This window comes from Auritidibacter sp. NML130574 (assembly GCF_003185725.2).
GTDB classification, from domain to species: domain Bacteria; phylum Actinomycetota; class Actinomycetes; order Actinomycetales; family Micrococcaceae; genus Auritidibacter; species Auritidibacter ignavus.
This window is the reverse complement of sequence record NZ_CP031746.1, coordinates 983,461-1,003,863: the sequence shown is the minus strand read 5'-3', so window position 1 is coordinate 1,003,863 and position 20,403 is coordinate 983,461. Positions and strand designations below refer to the sequence as shown.

The window sequence follows — 20,403 nt, the reverse complement described above, 5'->3', positions numbered from 1 at the left end:
ATTGGACCGGCAGCAAGAATTCGTGTTGCGCACCCTTGAGGATCGAGACGTCCGCTTTGTGCGACTGTGGTTCACCGATGTGGTCGGTGCCCTGAAATCAGTGGCTCTGGCCCCGGCTGAAGTGGAGTACGCCTTCACTGAGGGCCTGGGGTTCGATGGCTCCTCGATCGATGGGTTCACCCGGATTTTCGAATCCGACATGCTCTTACAACCGGATCCCTCGACCTTCCAGGTTTTGCCCTGGCGGGGTGAAGATGAACAAACCTCACGCATGTTCTGCGACGTGAAGATGCCCGATGGGGAACCGGCGGCCGTTGACCCCCGCTACGTGCTCCAACGCAGTATCGACAAGGCCGCGGATTTGGGATTCACGTGCTACCTGCACCCGGAAATCGAGTTTTATCTGCTCAAGGCAGATCTGGAAGAACGCTCGGACCCGAAGCGGATGATGCACAACCCCGAACCGGTGGATGCTGCCGGGTACTTTGACCACGTGCCCGGTGGGGTCGCCCAAGACTTCCGCCGTCATGCGGTGTCCATGCTGGAGCAGGTCGGAATTTCCGTGGAGTTCTCCCACCACGAAGGGGGCCCGGGCCAGAACGAGATTGATCTACGTGCCATGGATGCGATGGCTACCGCGGATAACATCATGACATTCCGCACCGTGGTCAAAGAAGTCGCCACTTTGCAGGGTTACTACGCGACCTTCATGCCCAAGCCCTTTGGCGAACACCCCGGCTCAGCGATGCACACACACTTTTCGTTATTCGAAGGGGACGTCAACGCCTTCTATGCCCCCGGAGCCGAGTACCAGCTGTCGACCACCGCCCGTCGTTTTATCGCCGGACTGCTAAAACACTCCGCGGAGATCACCGCGGTAACCCACCAGTTCGTCAACTCCTATAAACGGCTCTGGGGCGGGGGAGAAGCACCACCCTATGTCTCCTGGGGCCACAACAACCGCTCCGCCCTGGTCCGTGTTCCCTTATATAAGCCGGATAAGGCCGGATCCGCTCGGGTGGAATACCGCGGTATTGATGCCGCGGCCAACCCCTATCTGACCTATGCGTTGCTACTCTCTGCCGGTCTGAGGGGTATTCAGGAAGAATATGACCTACCTGAGGCTGCCCAAGAGGACATCTCACAGTTGACCTCACACGAACGCCGACTCTTGGGGCACTCACCGTTGCCATCCACCCTCCACGATGCCTTGGGGGTGATGGAAGAATCTGAATTCGTTGCCGAGGTGCTCGGCGAACAGGTCTTTGAGTCCTTTCTGCGCAATAAACGCGAAGAATGGGAACAATACCGGGTCAATGTGTCCCCGTTCGAGCTCTCCCGTTACCTCGGGGCGGTGTAGCTCCTTGACCAAACGTACCCCCACCTCCGCATCCGGTTCACGATCCCGGTCCTCACGCGGGCGCACCCTGGCCGGAGCGGGGTTCACCGACCTGTCGCGAGCGGAAAGCCGGCTACAAGCGCCCGAGCTCGCTGAGCTGGATCGAGACCAGTTGCTCGATGTCATCTCGGTGGCTGCCAATCCTGACCAAGCGCTAATCCTGCTAATCCGACTCGTGGAGGCCGAAGCCAGTGTCCAAGAGCTCTTCAACCAAGCTGAGCAACACCAGATCCGCTCGCTGATTCGGCTGTTGGGCACCTCGGAAGCCCTTGGTGAATTTCTGATCCGCTACCCTGAGCACCTGGACGTCGTCACCGGGTCCGAGGACGCTGTGGCCAGCGCACCCGCAGTTGCTGGGATCTACGAGCCTGACGCGCACGGAGAAGCACGCTATGCTCCCGAGGCTTTGCGTTGCCTGTTACTGGAGGCTGTGGGAGCTGATCCACAGCAGGAAGAACCGGTGGCCACCCAGGGTGGTAAAGAGGCGGCGGTGGCGCTACGGGTTATGTATCGGCGACAAATTCTCAGCATTACCGTCCAAGACCTCAATGCCCCCGATCCCATGGGTGCCCAGCCGATTATTTCCCGGTGGTTGGCTGACCTGGCTGCTGCGGCCCTGGAGGCCGCTCTGGCGGTGGCGAGATTCGATGCTGAGTCGAAGTTTAGTCGCGAAGAAATCGATGGCACGAGCCTGACCGTGATGGGGATGGGCAAATGCGGTGCCCGAGAGCTGAACTACCTTTCGGATGTCGACGTGATTTTTGTGCACGGACCGGCAGCCTCGGAGCATGTGGAGTCTTTGTCGGAGGAAACCATGACCGCGGTGGCCCGAGAACTGGCCACCGGGATTTCACACACCATCCAGTCTCCCGCCCCAGAGCCCGGGCTGTGGGAGGTCGACGCCAACCTGCGCCCCGAAGGCAAAGATGGAGAACTGTCGCGCACGGTAGCGTCACACCGCACGTACTACAACCGGTGGGCCCATACCTGGGAGTTCCAGGCCTTGCTGAAGTGTCGTCGACTGGCCGGTAACCACCGCTTGGCTGAGGAATATCTCAACGCCATCTACCCCCTGGTCTGGCAGGTCTCCACCCGGCCAGGCTTCGTCTCTCAGGTCCAATCGATGCGACGCCGGGTGGTAAAGAATATTCCGGCGAAACAGCGTCACCGTGACATCAAGCTCGGCAGTGGGGGACTGCGTGACATTGAATTTCCGGTCCAGCTGTTGCAACTGGTGCACGGAAAAACGGATTCGAGCCTGCATGTGCGCTCCACCGAAGAAGCCATCCAGGCTTTGGAAGCCGGCGGATACGTGGGACGGGCCGACGCGCGCTCGATGACGGACTACTACCGGTTCTTACGCGTGATGGAGCACCGGTTACAACTTGCCCAGATGCGTCGCACCCACCTGCTACCCGAAAAAGAACAACATCTCCGGGTGCTAGCCCGGGCCGTCGGCTCAGGCGCGCAGGAACATCCGCATAACGCTGATGAGTTGCTGAGCAGCTGGAAGAAGACGGCTCGAGCCGTCGCCGAGGTCTTTGAGCGGTTGTTCTACCGGCCGCTCCTTCCCGCCACCGCGGCCCTGCCGGCCGACCAGGTCAGACTCTCCTCTGAAGCTGCCCAACAGCGGCTGGTCGCCCTGGGGTACCGGGACCCCAAGGGCGCGATCCGCCATATTGGGTTCCTTACCGAGGGGGTGTCTCGCTCGGCGGCGTTGCAACGTCAGCTCCTACCGGCCATGTTGGGCTGGCTGGCTACCGGTCCGGACCCCGATGGGGGTCTGCTGAGTTTCCGGCGTCTGTCGGAATCGATCAGTCGCTCAGGATGGTACCTGCGTATGTTGCGGGACTCCTCCGATGCTGCCGAGCGACTCTGCACCGTACTGTCCAGTTCCCGGTATGTCTGCGACTTGCTGGAACACTCTCCGGAGGCCACCGCCTGGCTAGACCGTGACCAGGACCTGGTGCCCTTGAGCCTGGACGCCATCCTGACCGAGATGCGCTCGGTGCTGTCGCGTCACCCTGAAGTCAACGAAGCGATGCGCCACATCCGGCTGATTCGTCGACGCGAAATTCTGCGTACCGCAATGGCTGACGCCTTGGAACTGATCGACCAAGATGAGATCTCTCACGCGCTATGCCGGGCCGACCAAGCCAGCGCGATGGCCGGACTAGATTTGGTGGAACGCGAACTTGTCGACAGTGGTGAGAAACGACTGGCGAACCTGGTGGTGGTGGCCATGGGGCGCCAAGGCGGACAGGAATGCGGCTATGGCTCGGATTTGGACGTGATGTTCGTTCACCAACCCACCGAGGCAGCCACCGACGAGCGTGAGGCCCACCAACAGGCCGTCAGCCAAGCCAAGAAACTGACCCACTACCTGAAGATGCCACTGAAACCGGCCATCCCGTTGGAACCGGTACTGATGATTGACGCGGACCTGCGCCCCGAAGGCAAACAGGGTCCCTTGGTGCGCTCGATGGAGTCCTATCGGAACTACTACCAGCAATGGGCTGAGATTTGGGAAATCCAGGCGTTGTTGCGGGCCCGGACGCTAGCTGGAGAACAGGCTCTGCAGGATGAATTCACGGACTGGGCAGACTCGGTGCGCTATCACACCGAGCTGACCCCGCAACGGTTACGGGCGATCCGTCGAATGAAAGCTCGGGTGGAATCCGAGCGACTACCCCGCGGGGCTGATCCTAACCGGCATGTGAAGCTCGGGCGTGGGTCGCTGTCGGATGTGGAGTGGCTGGTGCAGACCTTCCAGTTGCACTACGCCGGTCAAGCAGAGTCATTGCGCACCACCTCCACCATGGAAGCGTTGGAGGCATTGCACGAGCTCGGGCACCTTGATGCCCACGAGGCCCAAGCCTTGGAAAACTCCTGGAGACTGTGCTCTAGGATCCGCTCGGCGAATATGATCTGGTCGGCCCGTGCCTCCGACACGTTGCCCACCAACCGAGATGCCCTAGAAGCGGTCGCCCAGTGGTGCGGGTATGAGTCGGGCAATGCGGGTGTTTTCGAAGAGGACTACTTGCGCATCACCCGCCATGCTCGGCAGGTGTTCGAACATCGGTTCTATGGGATGAACTAGCCTCAACCCATCATGGTGACTGGAGTTTATCGGTTGATAACCGAGGAGCCGACCAGGTCCAAGGTGGTCAAGCGACTCTGCAACGACGGGGCCAGATTAGTCATGATCAGCTCATCGGCTGAGACCCGTTCGGCAAACTGATCCATGTACTCGCGTACCACTGAGGCGGTGCCCACCGCAGTGTACTTCAACATGCTCAACACCTGTTCGCCGGCCGGAGAGTGGAGCAGTAAGGACACCTCATCGTCGCTGAGGTTCTTACCGCGACCCAGGAAGGACCGAATCCGGGAGCGCTGAGCGGCCTCCAAGCTGGCCTGGGCGCCCTCTTCGGTCTCATCGGCAATGACGTTCAGGGCCGCAATGAAGTAGGGCTCCGGGTGCTGTTCAGAGGGCTCGTAGTGCTCCCGGTACAAGCTGGCAGCCGATTCCAGCATCTGCGGAGCGAAATGAGATGCGAAGGTGTAGGGCAGGCCCAGTTTGGCAGCTAGCTGCGCGCCGAAATGTGAGGAGCCGAGAATGAAGATGGGCAAGTTGGTGTCCTTACCAGGGTAGGCTTCCACCCCTGGAATCTGGGAGTCCCCACTTAAGTAGCCCTGCAACTCCACAACGTCTTGGGGGAACCGGTCAGCGGACTGAGGATCGCGACGCAGTGCCCACAGCGTCTTCTGGTCGGTTCCTGGTGCACGGCCCAAGCCGAGGTCGATGCGGGGGCCGTAGAGTTCCTGCAACATCCCGAACTGTTCGGCAATCAGCAACGGAGCGTGGTTGGGCAACATCACGCCCCCAGAGCCCAAGCGGATCGTGGAGGTGTGGGCGCCGATGTGAGATAGCAACACGGAGGTTGCCGACGAAGCGATCGAGGGCATGTTGTGGTGCTCAGCGAACCAAATACGGTGGAAACCTCGTTCTTCGGCCCGCTGGGCCAAAGTCAGCGATTCACCGACCGCGTCACCAATCGACTGCCCATGGCGGACGGTGGCTAAGTCGAGAATGGAAACCCGGTAGTTCGTTGAAGCGCCAGCTTCAGGCATTCGAAACCTTCTTTCAGTGAGCAGGATCTGTGTTTCTGTCGCGTATAGCTCCAACCGAGAGACAAATATTCCTTGGCGGTGCTACGACGCGTGTCAGATTCACCACGGTATTAACCGACGGTGCTGGTGGGGATCACGGTGATCCCCACCAGCACCGTTGCACTTACCTGAGTCGCCAGGTAGAAGGTTGAAGCCGTCCTTGATGGCGTAGGTGCTAGATCGAGTAGTAGAGCTCGAATTCCTTCGGCGAAACGTAGGCGCGCAACACATTGATCTCGTACTCACGCTTATAGTCAATCCAGGTGCTGATCAGGTCTTCGCTGAACACATCACCGGCCAGGAGGAATTCGTGGTCCTCTTCCAGAGCGTCGATCGCTTCTTCCAGAGTGCGTGGCGCCTGCTTCACATCGGCGGCTTCTTCCGGAGGCAACTCGTAGAGGTCCTTATCGACCGGCTCCGGTGGCTCGATGCGATTACGAATTCCGTCCAGACCGGCCATCAGCTGAGCTGCAAAAGCGAGATAGGGGTTCTGGGAGGGGTCCGGCGCACGGAACTCCAGTCGCTTGGCTTTGGGGTTGGTCCCGGTAATCGGAATGCGGATAGCTGCCGAGCGATTGCCCTGCGAGTAGAGCATGTTGATCGGTGCTTCGTGACCTTTGACCAGACGCTTATAGGAGTTCACCGTCGGGTTGGTGAAGGCCATAATGGCTGAGGAGTGCTCCAGCAGTCCGCCGATGTACCAGCGGGCCAGATCAGACAGTGAAGCGTAGCCCTTTTCGTCGTAGAACAGCGGTTCGCCGTCTTGCCACAGGGACTGGTGGCAGTGCATGCCTGAACCGCCATCACCGTAGACCGGTTTGGGCATAAAGGTCGCGGTTTTGCCGAACAACAAGGCGGTGTTTTTCACGACATACTTGAACACCTGAGCCTTATCGGCCGAGTGCAACAAAGAATCGAAGCGGAAATTGATCTCGGCCTGCCCGGGCGAGCCGACCTCGTGATGAGAGCGCTCGACTTCGAGCCCAACCTGTTCCAAAAGTAAGCAGATTTCATCACGCACATCGGCGATTTGGTCAATCGGGGAGACCGGGAAGTAGCCACCACCGGACGGAGTCTTGTGTCCTAGGTTGCCACCGGGCTCTTCACGACCGGTGTTCCACCAGGCTTCTTCAGCATCAATTTCGAAGAACGATTTATGTGCCTGATTCTCGTAACGGACGCCATCCAGCAGGTAGAACTCGGCTTCAGAGGCGAAACTGGCAGTGTCGGCGATACCGGTGGAGGCTAAATAATCCTCTGCTCGCGTGGCCACACCGCGGGGATCCCGGTGGTAGGGCTCCCCGGTACGGGGATTAATGATAGAAAAGAACATCGCCAGAGTCTTCTGCTCCCGGAAGGGATCGATAAACGCGGTGGTCACATCGGGAATCAGTTGCATATCGGACTCTGCGATGGTGGCGAAGCCGGGAATCGACGAGCCGTCGAAGAGCTGGCCACTTTCAAAAAAGTCGTCGTCGACAGCCTTGGCCGGCAGGTTGAAGTGGTGCATTCCACCGAAGAGGTCGGTGAACCGCACATCAACAAAGGCCACATCCTCGTCTTTGAGATAGGCGAGAATTTCTTCTGAGGTGGAGAACATTCTTACTCCTGTCATAGTTTCCGCGATGCAGACTTTCCGCGATGGCATTAACCCTACAGAAAGCGCGCTTTGATCGGGGGAAAGCCGTCGGGAATTTCTGCAATAGCGCAACGGAGAAAGGGTCTTGGTCAGGCGGAGCCGTGCCTGCCACACACTGAGGATGACAAGACCGAACCGATAGAGTTGTCTTATGTCCGCAGAACACCGTCGCGAAGACAACGCCGAGGACCCGTTGATCACCCGGAAAGATCTTGCTTCCTGGGTGGAAGGTCCCCCGGGAGAGCAAGATACCTACCCCGGTGAACGATTAGGGCTCCCCAGAACCGGGCCGAGCTCGGTTGCCTCGCTGGGACGCCGTGTCGGAGCACTGTTTAGCGACTGGTTTATCTCCGTAGGATTGGCTTGGCTTGTTGGCAGTGATCAGCCCTGGCTTCCCCTGCTGTTTTTCGTGATGATGCACTGGCTGTTGGTAGGACTGTTGGGAGCTACCATCGGCAAAGCTCTATTCCGCATTCAGGTGGTTCGCGTTGGCGGGGCCTCCGTGGGACTATGGCAGGCAGCAATTCGTGCGCTGCTCCTGGGCCTGTTTATCCCGGCGATCGTGATGGACAAGGACCAGCGTGGAGTCCACGATCTGCTCGCCAAAACGGTCGTGATCACCGCATAGTTAGTGTATCCACGCTCGAGCTCCGGGGCTTTAGCGCCCTCGCATCGCCCGACGATCTGGACGGGATTTGAAAGGATCCACACCCTTAGGAATCGGGAGCTTATTACTAGGCAAGGACGCCAGACGGTTCTCAATGGCCCGAACTTCGTGCTTATTGAGGGTTTTTTTCATCCGTTTGATGGTCTTTCTCAGCTGGTGTAGTGACACTTCATTCTTTCCATGACCGACCTGCAGAATACGGATCTCGACATTAGGCAAATAACGGCTCATGTGGCGACGCTCTTTTTCAGCCAGCTGACGGGCCTTGTTATACGAGCCCTCAGCCACCAGGACCACACCAGCTTTCCCGGTGGCACGGTACACCGCTTCCTGAGACTTAGCGTTCATGGCGACCGGCTCCTGGGGTACCACCCAGCCGCGGCCTAACGTTGACAAAGCCGCGCCCGTAGCACCAGGACGTCCGTCGATGCGCGCAAAAGCCGCGCGTTCAGCCCGCCGGTTCATGATAATCAAGGCGGTCAGCAAACCGAACGGGATAGCAATCAAGATCCACGTCACCCAGTTGCCGGTGAGACCGGCAAGGATGACACCGATCAGAATCGGCACCGCAAAACCAAGTAGCATCCACCACACCACGGCGGGATCGTATTCTTTGGTGTCTTTAAAGACTCGCCCAATACGTTTGAAAAAACCGTCCTGGTTCTTTTTGCGGCTCTTCTTGTTAGCCTTCGCTTCGGCTCTCTGCTGTCGCCGACGCTCTTTCTGCTCGGCTTTGACAGTCTTGAGATCTTTAGTGGGAGAAGAATTATCTGAGGCCATAATGACACCTATTCTACCGAAAGTTATCTGTGGATAACTCACCCCGTGAGGGGAGCGATTCCGGCAGAATCAGGGGCAGACATTGTCACCTTTGTCCTCGCACACCCGCATCGCACACCGCGTTGTTACGAGCCCAGGATTATTTGATGACCTATCCCTCATCGCACACCTCCGACGCACTACCTCAGCCTCCACAGCCGCTCTCGGGTGAGGTCGGCGAGCTGTATTGCACCGGCGAACGCTTTAACCTCTGGCGGTTTCGTCCCCCGGGATTTAGCTCACGAGATGCGCCCGCCGTGCTAAAAATTCCAGACCTCGCGCAGGTAGGGGAGGAGAGACACTCACAGATTATCGACCGGGCCCAACGGTTTAGCCATCCGCACGTGGTGCCACTGATTGGCGCCGTCGAGCTCCGCGACGATTCGGCGCCACAGGTGGGATGCTGGCAACTGATGCGAGGTTCTCATGCCGCTAAACTCGTCAACACCATGGGTCCGCTGGAACTCGAGCAATGTTTGACCATTGTCATCCCGGTCGCTCAGGCTTTATCTGAACTACACCGACAAGGGCTCAGTCATGGCGGGTTGGGCCCGGCTAAGGTGGTTTTTGACCTCAACGGGGCGCCCTATCTCACGGATGCAGGACCGGGCCAACCGGTGCACGGTTTTGCGGCACCAGAACAGCACGTTAAGGCCTCAGCCGTGACATCGGCGACGGACGTGTATAGCTGGGCGGCGCTGTGCTGGTATCTTCTGACCGGACGAGTGCCGGGCAAAACATATGTGCGCGCTCCGCTCCCGTCCTTGGTGCCCGACATTGATGAACATGTGGTAGATGTTCTGGAGGCGTGTCTGGACGATGATCCGACACAACGCCCCACTATGCGTCATTGTCTGGAAGCTGTCGTGCATTGGGGCGAGCCCAGGGCGCTGGAGTTGCATTCGATTGTGGCTGCAGACTTGAGGATCTTACTTCCCACCAAATTGTCGGAACCACCGTCGGAGAAGAAAAACCGCCCTCGACGTCCCGCCCGAAGAAGGTTACCGAAAACGCGTCGTGGCCTTCGGCAACGGGCGCAACGACGATTCATCGCTGGAGCGGGTGCCATGGCGGTTGGTTTAGCGCTGATTAGCGGGTCGCCGTCGTTGACGGCAGAGTCTCAGGAACCAGCCAGGGCCACACAGGACACTGTCTCGGTCACCGACCACATGGATCCGGAACGTTTGGATGAGCGGTTGGAACAGATTGTGCAGCAACGCTCAGCGGCGTTTCGTACCACCGATCCGGACATGGTGGATCGTTATGCGGTCGGGGAATCTGAGGTGGCGGTTCACGATCGAGAAATGATTGAGGGCTTGGTGGAGCAGGGATTGAACTTGGAGGATTTTTCGATGCGCGGACAACGCACTGGCGAGGTTGAGATCCTGGATGATACGACAGTGCGTATTCCCGTCCAGTGGGGGTGGCCGCAACAGGAGGTGACGGACGAAGGTGCTCACGGCGTGGTCAGGGCGTCGGTACAAGAGTCACACGCTGATCTGGTGGTCACGTTGCAGTATGACCAGGGATGGAAAATTAGCCGGGTCCATGAGCACTAACGGCGCACACAGGCTTCGGGGCCACCGTCAGGTTCCTCCTGGGAGGAATTGACGGTGGCCCCGAAACGTTGGGGATGATCTGCTTAGGGTATTACTGCCATAGCACAGCTACTAAAGCGGTAATGAGCGCGGTCCCGCCGGTCGCGTGCGCAATGCCAGTGGGGACCAGCTCACCCTTATTGACCTTACGTTGGCCCACCCAGGCAACCACCAGCACCGTAATGCCCAGCACCAACTTGATAGTGAGCTTGATGCGGTTTGGTTCGCCCATCATTTCGGCCAAACCAAAAAGTACTAGTCCTGACAGCACAATCACGATGGCTCCCCAGAACTGCGACTTGGTCACCGTCGGTTGCTTGAAATGCGCGAACCATCCACCGACCACGGCTGCGAAACCGAGCAAGTGAATTGCAAGAAAAATGAGACGAACAATTTCCATAATGGTGGGGTCAAGCTCCTTTAGTTCAGACCAAGCTCAGCGCCGAATTCCGCATTTTCAAGGCGGTTCTTCAACGTGGTCATGAAACGACCTGCGTCGGCACCATCGATGATCTGGTGGTCGTAGGTCAAGGACAGATACATCATGTCGCGGATCGCAATGCTGTCGTTACCTTCAGCATCCGGAACGATCATTGGTCGCTTGACGATGTTCCCCGGGCCCAGGATGGCCGACTGCGGCGCGTTGAGCACCGGGGTGTCGAACAGGGCGCCGAAGGACCCTAAATTGGTGATCGAGAAGGTACCACCTGAGAGTAGATCTGGCGAGATCTTGCCGGTCCGGGACTTCTCAGCCAGCTCAGCGATCTGGGAGGCGATGCCGGAGAGGTTCAGGTTGCCAGCGCCCTTGATAACCGGCACCAGCAGACCCTTTTCGGTATCAACGGCGATGCCGATGTCCTCGGAATCGTGGTAGGTGATTTCCTTGGACTCGGAGTTGTACTCGGCGTTGATGACCGGGTGAGCACGCAGTGCCTCCGCAGCTGCCAGAGTAATGAAGGCCAGGTAGGTTAGCTTGACACCGTGCTGGGCCTGGAACTGTTCCTTGGCGGCATTGCGCAGGGCGACGATACGGGTCAAATCGACCTCGTGAACCTGGGTGAGCTGGGCAGTGGTGTGCAGGGAATCCGTCATGCGCTGGGCAATCACCTGGCGGGTGCGCGAAGCCTTCTCGGTGGAACCCCGCTTGGACGGATCGACCGAGGACTTCGGCTCCGGAGGAGAGGATTGTGCAGGAGCCTGAGATGGTGTCGTTGCCGAGGAAGACTGCTGAGCCTGCTTCTCTTCGTACTTCTGAGCTTCAGCGGCAGTGAGCACGTCTTGACGACGGATCCGACCACCCACACCAGTACCGGTCACATCATTGAGGTCCACACCGGACTCACGGGCCAGCCGACGTACCAGCGGGGTGACGTAGCCACCGCTACTCTGAGTCGCAGTGTCGGATTCCGCATCAGAAGCCGGTGTAGCCGGTTGTTCCGCCGGTTCTGCGCTCTGGGTGTCTTCGGTCTTGGCCTCGGCTTCGCCCTGATCCTGTGGCTCGGCCTGTGCCGGCTCCTCATCAGCTTGTTCGTCTGCGGTCTCGTGGGTGGACGAGTCGTCTGACGGCGTCTCGGAGGGGGACTCGGTGGCATCGCCGGAGCCCACGATAGCCAGGACATCACCGACCTCGGCAACATCGTCTTCGTTGACCTTGATCTCTAATAGAGTACCGGCGACCGGGGAGGGGATCTCCGTGTCGACCTTATCGGTGGAGATCTCCAACAGAGCTTCGTCCACCTCGACGGTGTCGCCGATGTCTTTCAGCCAGCGAGTCACGGTACCTTCGGTGACCGATTCGCCCAGTTCTGGCAGGGTTACCTCTTCGCCCTCGCCGGAACCGCCGGAGGAAGCAGCCGGAGCCTGCTGGTCAGCGGAGTCGTCACCGGACTCCTCCGGTTGCTCTTCCTGCTGTTGATCTTCAGGTTTCTCTTCAGTTTCGTCTGCGGCGCCCTCGTCGTTGGAGGAAGAACCGCTGGCTTCATCGGCATCGCCAATCTGGGCTAAAGCCTGACCAACCTCAACGGTCTCGTCCTCGTCAACCAAAATCTCGACCAGGGTTCCGGCCACTGGGGAGGGAATTTCGGTGTCGACCTTATCGGTGGAGACTTCCACAATGGGTTCGTCGACTTCGACGGTGTCGCCAATTTCTTTGAGCCAACGCGTTACCGTTCCTTCGGTCACGGACTCGCCCAGCTCGGGCAGGTTCACGGTTTCTGACATGGTGTCCCGTTTCCTCTCTCAATTTCCCACTGATCTTGGGCCAATGATGTGCTGATGTCTTCGCTGCAGATCAGTGGTTGTCGGTGGTTCAAGGGTGGACGACGGTCGGTGCCTGCCAGCCACCCGGTGGGGTGGATGATTAGGCGTGCAGGGGGTGACCGAACAGCATCATGGCTGCTTCACCCAGCGATTCGTTCTGCGTCGGGTGAGCGTGCACCAGCGAAGCCACATCCTCAGGGTAGGCTTCCCAGTTGACGATCAACTGGGCTTCACCGACCTGCTCGGAAATGCGGGCACCAACGCCGAAGACTCCAACAATCGGGCCGTGCTTCTGACGCACCAGCTTAATCAACCCCTTCGTACCCAGGATCGAGGACTTACCGTTACCGGCCAGGTTGTACTCGGCGACTTCCACGTTGTCTTTACCGAAGCGCTCTTCAGCCTTGGGCTGGGTCAAACCAACCGAGACGATCTCGGGGTTGGTGAAGGTCACTGCAGGGATCCGTTCATCGGGAACGACCATCGGGTTGTTGCCGGCGATTTCTTCGGCCACGAAAATACCCTGCTGGTAACCACGGTGGGCCAGTTGCTTCCCCGGGACGATGTCACCGATGGCGTAGATGTTGCCCACGCCGGTGTGCAAACGCTCATTGGGGGTCACGAAGCCACTGTCCATCGGGATACCGACCTCTTCATAGCCCAAACCTTCAGTGTTGGGTCCACGGCCCACCGCGACCAAGCAGACTTCGGCTTCAAATTCTTTACCGTCCACCAGGGTGACCTTGACACCGTTGTCAGTTTCTTCGACCTTGTCGAAGAAGGTCCCCAGATTGGACTTGATGCCCTTGGACTTGAACTCACGCTCCAGGACCTTGATGATGGCCGGATCCTCGTTGGGGACCAAGTGGTCCAGGCCTTCGATGATGGTCACCTCAATGCCGAAGGAATTCCAGGCGGAGGCGAACTCAGAACCGATGACACCGCCACCGAGCACGATCGCTGACTTGGGCAAATAGTCCAGCTGTAAGGCCTCGAAGCTGGTCATAATCTTGTTGCCGATCGGCAGGCCCATGGTCTTGGAGTAGGAACCGGATGCCAGGATGATGTTCTCGCCCCGGTAGCGGGTACCATCGACCTCAATTTCGGACTCCGACACCAGCTTGCCTTCGCCCTCAATCACCGTGATCTTGCGCATCTTCATCAGGCCCTGTAGACCCTTGAACTTGCCGGAGACGATTTTGTCCTTGTAGTCACGGATCTTGGACATGTCGATGGACTCCAGGTTGGAGTTGACACCGATCTTGGAACCGCCGCGTGCTTCATCGGCTACCTCTGCAGCGTGCAGGTATGCCTTGGTCGGGATGCAACCAAAGTGCAAGCACGTCCCACCGAGTTTCTCTTTTTCGATCAGACCTACGCTGAATCCGTGTTGCACTGCTCGTAGAGCGGCACCATAACCGGCGGAGCCACCGCCGAGGATTAGGACGTCGAATTCTGTGGCGTTTTCGGTCACGTTGAGTTCTCCTCATCTAGGTCAAGCCTGTTTGGCTCGACAAATATCGACTTTTCGTCAGCGGTGCACCGTGCAGGACCGCACACTGATCCTCGATGCCTTTGCTAACCAGCTTATCGCTGACAACCGGGCTGTTGCCACACATTGTCTGCGGTATTAACGACTGCGGTGTAAAACTCGTCACAGCTGATCTTGGAGCGCTGTTTTCGGGGCTGTCTTCGAATGTTTAGCTCTGCTGAGCGTTCTGGCGCAGGTATTCCACCAGGGTTCGAAGCATGACTCCGGTGGCATCTTTGGGCGTGTAGCCAAAGGGTGCCTCTTCGTTGAAACTGGGGCCGGCGATATCCAGGTGTGCCCAGGGGGTCTCGCCGACGAAGTCTCGAAGGAACGCCGCGGCGGTGAGCATTCCGCCAAACTTCGAGCCCATATTAGAGATATCAGCCACGTGTGAATCCAAGGACTCCCGCTGGTTCTCTGGTATCGGCATCGGCCAGATCAGCTCTCCGGCCCGTTGGGCGGCCTCGACCAGCTGGGTGCGGACCTGGTCGTGCCCCATGACGCCGGTGGTTCGTTGCCCCAAGGCCACCATTTGAGCGCCGGTGAGAGTGGCAATGTCAATTACAGCAGCGGGGGCTTCTTCGGTGGCGGCTACCAGCGCATCGGCCATCACGACGCGACCTTCGGCGTCGGTGTTCATGATTTCCACGGTCTTTCCGTTACGGATGGTCACGATATCGGAGGGCTTGACGGCCGTGCTGGAGGGCATGTTTTCGGCCATGGCCAGCCAGCCGGTGACCTTGATCGGCAGGTTCAGTGCCGCCACCGTGTTGATCACCGCGGCCACGGTGGCAGCTCCGGTCATATCGGTTTTCATGGTCAGCATAGAATTGGCGGGCTTGAGCGAAATCCCTCCGGTGTCGAAGGTGATGCCTTTGCCCACCAGGGCAACGTGAGTCGGCTGGACGTGCGAGTCCGTGGCGGGCTGATAGGAGAGCCTGACTAGCCGGGGCGGGTGGGCCGATCCCTGACCGATACCCAGAATGCCACCGCACCCTTCGGCCTCGAGTTGTTGTTCATCCCAGATCTCGCAACTGATCTGTGGCTGATCGGAGACCAGCTGGGTGACGAACTCGGCGAAAGACTCGGGGTAGAGCGCCGAGGCTGGAGTATTGACCAGGTTCATCACGGTGTGCACACCACGACTGATCTGAGACGCCTCAGTCACAATACGTTCGGCTTGTTCTTCCTCCACTGCGGTGCGGATCACGAATTCGTCAGCGACCAAGCGATCCTGTCGCTGCCCGGTCGCATCGTGCGGAGTCTCGTCGTTGCTGGTACGCGTTGAAAAGGCGGTGAACCGGTAGCTTGCAATGGCAGCACCTTCGGCAACGGCCTGGAGCAGCTCGGGCGAATCAGCGCCCATCTCAAACACCACGGTGGACACCGGGTGCTGGTCCAACAGGTGGCGAACCGCAGCACCGGCGGCGCGACGGTAGCTTTCGGGTCCCAGAGTATCCGGTGTGCGCTGATCGGGGACCGGCGTGCCCTGCGGGGCTGGTTTGGCCGAGCCTAAGCCAACGAAGGCGATCTTGCGGGCGGCAACATCTTCTGGAGCGGGGAAGACCAGAACCTTCTCGGCAGCACCGGTGACGTGGAAATCACTCAGCAGGCGATGGAGACTCTCCGGGGCGTCGGAGGCCACCAATGTTCCGGATTCTTCTCCGACGGCGACCCCGTAGATCACCAGATCGGCTTCCGGTGCAACGGTGGCATAACGCAGGTGCGGTTCGGCGCAGAACTTGCTCATGAGTTCGGTGATTTCAGTCAACGACATCACTTCCCGGTGATTCATACATCTTTACAATGACAACGCAGTTAATCCTAGACAGTCACCGCTATCTTGTCGCCCGTCACAGGGGCGTAACTTGAAGGGTTCCTCTCAGAGCGCAGACGAGTAAAGAGCTGCCTGACCCGGTCAAGGGAGGATGGAATTAAAGGGAGGTTGGAATAGATCGGGTAGGGAACACAGTTATAGTGCACAAGATCGATAGAATCGACAGAACACTTGATATTCCAGGACGTGAGGAGGCTTCTGGATGCAGGATCCGCATCACCTAATCCAGTTCAGTCCCGCCGGTCGTGACCTCATGACCGGGTCCGAGGACGATCCCTCACCGTTGCGAGGAACCAAGCTACTACTGCTTTTCGGTGGTCATCTGGATGCCGGGCACCTTACCGAACAGATCCGGTACCTTTTGTTCAACCGGCTCAATCACGAGCAACTGATCACCTTTGATACTGATCAGCTCATTGATTACCGGGCTCAACGCCCCCACATTACCTTTGACGGGGAAAAATTCACCGACTATCAGCGTCCGGAAATCTCGCTGGATGTTTTTACCGATGAAATGGACCAACCGTTTTTGGTACTGTCCGGCCCTGAGCCGGACTACCAGTGGGAACGTTTCTCCGATGCGGTCATGTCCATCGTGCGCGAACTGGACCTGTCACAGGTCGCGATAGTGGACGCTATTCCGCTTCCGGTTCCACACACTCGTCCCTTGGGCGTGACCACGCACGGTAGCCGGGAGGAATTACTCGAAGGACTGTCCACCTGGTCTCCTCAGGCCCAGATGTTGGCCGGTATGTCGCAATTACTTGAGGTCAAGCTCACCGAGAACGGCCGAAAGGTCACCGGGTTCACCCTGCACGTGCCACATTATCTGGCCGATGCAACCTACCCGCAGGCGGCTGTGGCCGGACTGGAATACCTTTCAGCGGCGATGGGCATCGTGGTGCCCACCGATGAGTTGCGTGAAGCGGGACGTCAGGTTGATCGGCAACTGGCCCAACAAACCGAGAACTCCCCCCAGATTTCACACATGGTTGTGGCCCTGGAAGCTCAGTTCGACCGGTATACCGAAGACCAGGAACAGCCGCGTTCTTTGCTTCTGCCGCCGAACCAGCACATTCCCGACGGCGAAGAGATTGGTGCTCAAGCCGAGGACTTCCTTAATAGCCAGTCGCAACACAACGCCGAGCGACTCGGGTTGAGCTCAACTGCACACGACGAGGACGAGTCGGCCGAAGAATCCAATGGCGCGGAGTCGGGTTCGGAAACTGACGAAGACAACCCTCAGGACTCGGACGGGCGCTAGATCCCCAAGCGCTAAGTCGGGCTGGTTCTCCACAATGTCGGTCCTGCGCTGAAACCGTCCACAGTTCATCTCGCTAGATAGTGTCGTCTCCGATGATGGACTGATGCTGGGTACATGACAGAAAATAATCAGCATTCAGTAGCCCTTGGAACCACCGACTCAACACCACCAGCCCGGTCGCAAGGACCACGACAGTTTCTCGCCAGAACTGAGGAAGATGTCCTGGCCTTCGTGCAGAATACGTTGGGATTCGTCCCCCAACGAAGTTGCGTGTTAATTAGCACCTGCGGGTCCAGCTTCCGCGCCGTACTGCGTGTCGATCTGCCAGCGCTAGATGACCCCGTCGGTGAGGACGAATTCCCTATTTCCACCGGATTCTTCGATCGCGTGGCGACAACCCTGCGCACCGATCCAAAGGCCGACGGTTGCTTTATGCTCTTGCAATCCGAAGATGACACGGTGGGCGATCCCGGTCCGGTCGACCGGCTAGCTGGATACCGACGCTTTGCTGCAAACCTGCAAGAGCATTTGCGCCACCACCAATTACCGGCTCAAGAAGTTTGGGTGCTCAGCCCACACCGAGTATGGCACCTGGACTGCGCGCACGGAGCCGAATGCCCCGTCCAGGGTGCGACATTGGACGCGACCGAAAACAGTTTCTTAGACCTCTCAATGCGCGCCGAGGGTGTTGACACACCCCTATGCGCGAACGACTTGGTGTTGCCGTTTCATACCCAACGACTGGCCGAACAACTTGAAACGTGGCCAGCAATGGACCCCACACAGCGCCATCAGGTCGCTGAGGCAAACACCCCCGAGCAAATTCGTGCCTTATACGCGGACCTTCAGGCGTGGGACCGGATGCTGTCTGGCGAGACCCTACCGCAGTCGCTGGAACCTACTGAATGGTGTGATCTCGTCCGTGGGCTGGGCGAAGACCGTTACCGTGACATGGTGCTCAATATCGCCTGTTTTGGTCTTGAGCCTGCCTTGGCGGGAGCCATCCACCTGGGCCTGATCCCTCAAGGTTATGCCGATGAGTTCGACGTGATCCCCACAGCAACCAGTGGCACACAGTTCAGTCAAGCATTTATCGGTGCTTCGGACACCGTGGCTGACTGGACCCGGATCCAGCGGTTTGAAGATTGTGCACGGTATGCAATGAGTATCTACGACGGTCCGGAAGTCCTTGTCTTAGGGATTTACCTTGTCTATATCGAGTGGGTGAGAGGCCGAGGGAGCATTGCAGCCGATTACCACCGCCAGCTACAACATGCCGGGGGAGACGGATATGAACTGTTGAACCTACTGGGCAAGACTCTGGACCGTGGAATGGTCTGTGATTGGGCCAAAGATGCCCAGCGGGCATGGTCTTCCAACCGTCGTACCTGATGTTCATCTTCTGGGCAGGACTGTGTTCGCTGTCATGGTGCAAAAGACCAGCGAAAAACATGTAATAATGAGTGCCTAGTTCGACGATGACGTCTGCTGGGTGAAAAGCGAAGAACTTTTTGCCCGGTTCAGGGAATAAGACCTCGACTGTGATCGTTGCACCTGCTATGGACCCTGTTTCTGCGAGACAGAACCGGATGGCTTTCCGATGCGAAAGACCACCGAGATTCTGTCCATTGCAACGCAGACTTGACAGGGTCATAGGTGTGTAGACCACTGTCTGTTGAACGGGATTGACCCGTAGGAAAGGTATCGAGTGACTGACAGTACCGTAAAGATCGACGCTGTCGACCCAGAAAGCACGGCATCGAAGTCTTCGACACGAAAGAAGACCACGACGAAGGCCTCGACAACGAAGGCCTCCACGGCCAAGGCCTCGACGACTCGGACGAAGAAGAGCTCGTCCAAGAAGAAGACGACGGGTACTTCGTCTACCGGTAAGTCTGGTGCTAAATCAACGGCCAAATCGACGAGCAAGAAGTCGACTGCGGGGAAGAAAACCACCGCGAAGAAGGCTTCCGGTAAGAAGGCAACTCAGGCCGAGACCGAGCCGGTGGGCGACGACGAAGAGGTTGACGATACCTTATTGGATGAGGACACCGATGACTTCGCCGAGGATGAGGCCGATGATATCGAGGTCGAAGGTGAAGACGATACTCCGGTAGATCTCGATGATCTGGTTGAAGACCAAGAGCCGGAGACCAAGAACGACCGGGGAGTCGTGGATGCGTTTAAAGGGCAGAAGGTCTCTCCGAGCAAAGACGACAATGATAGTTCGTCCTCCGGCTTCGTGGTGTCTGATGCGGAAGATGATGCCCCGGCTCAGCGCGTAAACGTCACTGGTGCCACCGCCGATCCGGTCAAGGACTATCTGAAGCAAATCGGTAAGGTCGCGCTGTTGAATGCAGAGCAGGAGGTAGACCTTGCGTTGCGTGTCGAGGCAGGTCTCTATGCTGAGCACAAGATGCAGGAAGAGACCTACGATGACCCGCGCATGCGCCGAGACATGCAATTGGTGATCGCTGACGGACGTCGGGCGAAGAACCACCTGCTAGAAGCAAACCTGCGTTTGGTGGTGTCGCTGGCTAAGCGCTACACCGGTCGTGGCATGTTGTTCCTGGACCTGATTCAGGAAGGCAACCTCGGTCTGATCCGAGCGGTCGAGAAGTTCGACTACACCAAGGGCTTCAAGTTCTCGACATACGCCACCTGGTGGATCCGCCAGGCGATCACTCGCGCGATGGCAGATCAAGCCCGCACGATTCGTATTCCGGTGCACATGGTCGAAGTCATCAACAAGTTGGCTCGCGTCCAGCGCCAGATGCTCCAAGACCTGGGTCGGGAGCCCACCCCGGAAGAATTGGCCGCCGAGCTCGATATGACGCCCGAAAAGGTGGTCGAGGTTCAAAAGTACGGTCGCGAACCGATCTCCTTGCACACTCCACTGGGCGAAGATGGAGACTCTGAGTTTGGTGACTTGATTGAGGACTCCGAAGCAGTTGTTCCTTCTGACGCGGTGTCTTTCACGTTGTTGCAAGAACAACTGCACTCGGTGTTGGACACCCTGTCTGAGCGAGAAGCTGGCGTGGTGGCGATGCGCTTTGGTCTCACCGATGGACAGCCCAAGACGTTGGACGAGATCGGTCGGGTCTACAGCGTGACCCGCGAACGCATCCGCCAGATTGAATCCAAGACGATGTCGAAATTGCGCCACCCATCTCGGTCGCAGGTTCTGCGCGATTATCTCGAGTAAAAACTCTGCCGTCGC

At 58.3% G+C, this 20,403-nt stretch carries 14 protein-coding genes; 7 read left to right on the top strand and 7 right to left on the bottom strand.

The window, feature by feature from the left end; translation table 11 throughout:
- Nucleotide 1: 1 nt before the first annotated feature.
- Both glnA (DCC27_RS04545) and DCC27_RS04540 read left to right on the top strand, forming a co-directional pair.
- Entirely contained in the window at nucleotides 2-1,360 is a 1,359-nt protein-coding gene (glnA, locus tag DCC27_RS04545; protein ID WP_110100592.1) for a type I glutamate--ammonia ligase, read from the top strand.
- A complete protein-coding gene (locus DCC27_RS04540; RefSeq protein WP_110110329.1) occupies nucleotides 1,317-4,499 on the top strand; it encodes a bifunctional [glutamine synthetase] adenylyltransferase/[glutamine synthetase]-adenylyl-L-tyrosine phosphorylase in 3,183 nt (1,060 codons plus the stop codon). The genes glnA (DCC27_RS04545) and DCC27_RS04540 overlap by 44 nt, the downstream gene beginning before the upstream one ends.
- A gap of 26 nt (nucleotides 4,500-4,525) precedes the next feature.
- On the opposite strand, the gene DCC27_RS04535 is transcribed toward DCC27_RS04540, so the two are convergent.
- Together DCC27_RS04535 and glnA (DCC27_RS04530) are read right to left on the bottom strand one after the other, a co-directional pair.
- Nucleotides 4,526-5,530, bottom strand: a complete 1,005-nt coding sequence (locus tag DCC27_RS04535) for an LLM class flavin-dependent oxidoreductase (protein WP_110110328.1) — start codon at nucleotides 5,528-5,530, stop codon at nucleotides 4,526-4,528.
- A gap of 214 nt (nucleotides 5,531-5,744) precedes the next feature.
- Nucleotides 5,745-7,169, bottom strand: coding sequence for a type I glutamate--ammonia ligase (glnA, locus tag DCC27_RS04530; protein WP_110110327.1), 1,425 nt, complete (start codon nucleotides 7,167-7,169; stop codon nucleotides 5,745-5,747).
- A gap of 190 nt (nucleotides 7,170-7,359) precedes the next feature.
- On the opposite strand from glnA (DCC27_RS04530), the gene DCC27_RS04525 reads away from it, so the two are divergent.
- Nucleotides 7,360-7,836, top strand: coding sequence for an RDD family protein (locus tag DCC27_RS04525; RefSeq protein WP_110100456.1), 477 nt, complete (start codon nucleotides 7,360-7,362; stop codon nucleotides 7,834-7,836).
- A 30-nt stretch (nucleotides 7,837-7,866) separates the two neighbouring features.
- Here DCC27_RS04525 and DCC27_RS04520 read toward each other — a convergent pair whose 3' ends face one another.
- Nucleotides 7,867-8,655, bottom strand: coding sequence for a DUF4191 domain-containing protein (locus DCC27_RS04520; RefSeq protein WP_110099344.1), 789 nt, complete (start codon nucleotides 8,653-8,655; stop codon nucleotides 7,867-7,869).
- A 146-nt stretch (nucleotides 8,656-8,801) separates the two neighbouring features.
- Here DCC27_RS04520 and DCC27_RS04515 point away from each other — a divergent pair, with 146 nt between their 5' ends.
- On the top strand, nucleotides 8,802-10,253 hold the full coding sequence (locus tag DCC27_RS04515) for a protein kinase (protein WP_110110326.1): 1,452 nt from the start codon (nucleotides 8,802-8,804) through the stop codon (nucleotides 10,251-10,253).
- 91 nt (nucleotides 10,254-10,344) lie between these two features.
- On the opposite strand, the gene DCC27_RS04510 is transcribed toward DCC27_RS04515, so the two are convergent.
- From DCC27_RS04510 to DCC27_RS04495, 4 genes are all read right to left on the bottom strand, one after another.
- Nucleotides 10,345-10,692, bottom strand: coding sequence for a hypothetical protein (locus tag DCC27_RS04510; RefSeq protein ID WP_110110325.1), 348 nt, complete (start codon nucleotides 10,690-10,692; stop codon nucleotides 10,345-10,347).
- A gap of 20 nt (nucleotides 10,693-10,712) precedes the next feature.
- The gene (gene sucB, locus DCC27_RS04505) at nucleotides 10,713-12,512 is read right to left on the bottom strand and encodes a 2-oxoglutarate dehydrogenase, E2 component, dihydrolipoamide succinyltransferase (RefSeq protein ID WP_110110324.1); all 1,800 of its coding nucleotides are present in this window, start codon (nucleotides 12,510-12,512) and stop codon (nucleotides 10,713-10,715) included.
- Nucleotides 12,513-12,651: 139 nt separating this feature from the next.
- Nucleotides 12,652-14,025 (bottom strand): dihydrolipoyl dehydrogenase, encoded by a 1,374-nt coding sequence (gene lpdA / locus DCC27_RS04500; RefSeq protein ID WP_110110323.1) that lies wholly within the window; start codon nucleotides 14,023-14,025, stop codon nucleotides 12,652-12,654.
- Nucleotides 14,026-14,251: 226 nt separating this feature from the next.
- Complete coding sequence (locus DCC27_RS04495) at nucleotides 14,252-15,853, bottom strand: leucyl aminopeptidase (protein ID WP_246840142.1); 1,602 nt, start codon at nucleotides 15,851-15,853, stop codon at nucleotides 14,252-14,254.
- 268 nt (nucleotides 15,854-16,121) lie between these two features.
- Here DCC27_RS04495 and DCC27_RS04490 point away from each other — a divergent pair, with 268 nt between their 5' ends.
- The 3 genes from DCC27_RS04490 (at nucleotide 16,122) to DCC27_RS04480 (ending at nucleotide 20,388) form a co-directional block, all read left to right on the top strand.
- Nucleotides 16,122-17,183 (top strand): proteasome assembly chaperone family protein, encoded by a 1,062-nt coding sequence (locus DCC27_RS04490; protein WP_110110322.1) that lies wholly within the window; start codon nucleotides 16,122-16,124, stop codon nucleotides 17,181-17,183.
- A 114-nt stretch (nucleotides 17,184-17,297) separates the two neighbouring features.
- Nucleotides 17,298-18,575, top strand: a complete 1,278-nt coding sequence (locus DCC27_RS04485) for a DUF4192 family protein (protein ID WP_110110321.1) — start codon at nucleotides 17,298-17,300, stop codon at nucleotides 18,573-18,575.
- A 316-nt stretch (nucleotides 18,576-18,891) separates the two neighbouring features.
- Nucleotides 18,892-20,388 carry an RNA polymerase sigma factor gene (locus tag DCC27_RS04480; protein WP_110110320.1) on the top strand — a complete coding sequence of 499 codons (1,497 nt, stop codon included), beginning with the start codon at nucleotides 18,892-18,894 and terminating at the stop codon, nucleotides 20,386-20,388.
- The last annotated feature ends 15 nt before the right edge of the window (nucleotides 20,389-20,403 follow it).

What these genes read in the sequence shown, in the direction of transcription:
- DCC27_RS04535 (WP_110110328.1), bottom strand. Translation starts at nt 5,530, where the DNA reads ATGCCTGAAGCTGGCGCTTCAACGAACTACCGGGTTTCCATTCTCGAC.
- DCC27_RS04525 (WP_110100456.1), top strand. Translation starts at nt 7,360, where the DNA reads ATGTCCGCAGAACACCGTCGCGAAGACAACGCCGAGGACCCGTTGATC.
- DCC27_RS04515 (WP_110110326.1), top strand. Translation starts at nt 8,802, where the DNA reads ATGACCTATCCCTCATCGCACACCTCCGACGCACTACCTCAGCCTCCA.
- DCC27_RS04540 (WP_110110329.1), top strand. Translation starts at nt 1,317, where the DNA reads ATGTGTCCCCGTTCGAGCTCTCCCGTTACCTCGGGGCGGTGTAGCTCC.
- sucB (WP_110110324.1), bottom strand. Translation starts at nt 12,512, where the DNA reads ATGTCAGAAACCGTGAACCTGCCCGAGCTGGGCGAGTCCGTGACCGAA.
- glnA (WP_110110327.1), bottom strand. Translation starts at nt 7,169, where the DNA reads ATGTTCTCCACCTCAGAAGAAATTCTCGCCTATCTCAAAGACGAGGAT.
- DCC27_RS04510 (WP_110110325.1), bottom strand. Translation starts at nt 10,692, where the DNA reads ATGGAAATTGTTCGTCTCATTTTTCTTGCAATTCACTTGCTCGGTTTC.
- DCC27_RS04520 (WP_110099344.1), bottom strand. Translation starts at nt 8,655, where the DNA reads ATGGCCTCAGATAATTCTTCTCCCACTAAAGATCTCAAGACTGTCAAA.
- DCC27_RS04485 (WP_110110321.1), top strand. Translation starts at nt 17,298, where the DNA reads ATGACAGAAAATAATCAGCATTCAGTAGCCCTTGGAACCACCGACTCA.
- DCC27_RS04490 (WP_110110322.1), top strand. Translation starts at nt 16,122, where the DNA reads ATGCAGGATCCGCATCACCTAATCCAGTTCAGTCCCGCCGGTCGTGAC.